We start from the raw sequence: 1,448 nt of genomic DNA, 5'->3' as shown, positions 1-1,448 counted from the left end.
GCGACGCCACCTGCTTGCGCACGCGCGCGACAGGTTCCAGCGAGCCGCTGACGACCCACCACACGACCAGCATCAGGATCGGCATCATGACGGCGATCGGACCCAGCGTGCGCAGCGCGAGATTGCTGGCCATGCTGCGGCGCACGGCGAGATCCTGCGCGACCTGCACGGTCTGGTTATCGGTCTGGATCGAAAAGATGCGGTACGTCGTGCCGTTCGCGCGCACGTTGGAAAAGCCCAGCACGGCGCGCTGCGGCAGGTGCGCGTGCGACGCGCTGCGGAACACGCGCACACCGTCCGGCGACCACACCTGCACGACGAGGTCGTCGTTGCCGCTGATCGGGGTGTCGGCGTCGGCGTTCTCGGTGCTCGTCAGCGGCACGCGCGAACGCAGCGACAGCGCCATCTGCTGCATGTGGTAGTCGAAGATCTGGTCGGCGTCGTTGAGGGCGGTGCGATACGCGATGGACGCCTGCGCGACGGCCGCGATGGTGATCGCCGCCAGCAGGAACCACAGCAGTCGCCCGCGCAGGGAATGCGTGACCCGGACTTTCATAAGGAAGCCTTCACACCTTCGGGACCATGTAGCCCACGCCGCGCACGTTCTGGATCAAGTCGCTGCCCAGCTTCTTGCGCAGGCCGTGGATATAGACCTCGACCGCATTGCTGGATACTTCGTCGCGCCAGCTGTACAGCTTTTCCTCGAGCTGGGCGCGCGACAGCACGGCGCCGGGACGCGCGACGAGCGCTTCCAGCACGGCCCATTCGCGCGCCGACAGCACGACCGGCTGGCCGTCGACCAGCACTTCGCGCGTGGCGGGATTCACGGCGATGTTCTTGTACTCGAAAATGGGTTCGGCGCGCCCGGCGGCGCGCCGCAGCAGCGCGCGGATGCGCGCCAGCAGTTCGTCGAGATCGTAGGGTTTGAGGACGTAGTCGTCCGCGCCGGCATCGAGCCCGGCGATACGCTGGGAGACGGCGTCGCGCGCCGTGGCGACCAGCACCGGCGTGCGGTCCTTGCGGGCGCGCATCGCACGCAAGACCTCGAGCCCGTCCTTGCGGGGCAGGCCCAGGTCGAGCACGACGAGGTCGTAGTTCTGGTTCTGCATGAGGGCCGTGTCGGCCATCTCGCCATCCTTGACCCAGTCGACGGCGTAGTGCTCGGCCCTCAGCAGGTCGAGCACTACTTCGCCGATCATCGTATCGTCTTCCACCAGCAGCAGCCGCATCCAATCCCCCGATTCTCAGAAACCAGTGCCGATATCAGACTTCACGATCCATCAGCTGATCGGCACCGGGATGAAGATCTTCTCATCCCCGCGCTGAACCAGCAAGGCCACCGACTTGGCGGACTTCTTCACCACGTCGCGCACCTGGGCCACCGACGCCACCGGCTTGCCGTTCACGGCCAGCACGACGTCGCCCGGCTGCACGCCGGCCAGCATGAA

3 protein-coding genes are annotated in these 1,448 nt (G+C 66.7%); all 3 read right to left on the bottom strand.

All coding sequences use genetic code 11. From position 1 onward, the window contains the following. Positions 1–556, bottom strand: a 556-nt coding sequence (locus ACEN88_RS31565) for a sensor histidine kinase N-terminal domain-containing protein (protein WP_413346084.1), incomplete at its 3' end; no start/stop codon positions are given. A 10-nt stretch (positions 557–566) separates the two neighbouring features. Continuing rightward, complete coding sequence (locus ACEN88_RS31560; RefSeq protein ID WP_056136559.1) at positions 567–1,229, bottom strand: response regulator; 663 nt, start codon at positions 1,227–1,229, stop codon at positions 567–569. 51 nt (positions 1,230–1,280) lie between these two features. Further along, positions 1,281–1,448: PDZ domain-containing protein (locus ACEN88_RS31555; protein ID WP_413346085.1), on the bottom strand; the 168-nt coding region annotated here is incomplete at its 5' end.

Source organism: Massilia sp. CT11-108, from assembly GCF_047302915.1.
In the GTDB taxonomy this organism is placed as follows: Bacteria; Pseudomonadota; Gammaproteobacteria; order Burkholderiales; family Burkholderiaceae_D; genus Telluria; species Telluria orientalis.
This window is presented reverse-complemented; position numbering and strand designations above follow the sequence as displayed.

What these genes read in the sequence shown, in the direction of transcription:
- ACEN88_RS31560 (WP_056136559.1), bottom strand. Translation starts at nt 1,229, where the DNA reads ATGCGGCTGCTGCTGGTGGAAGACGATACGATGATCGGCGAAGTAGTG.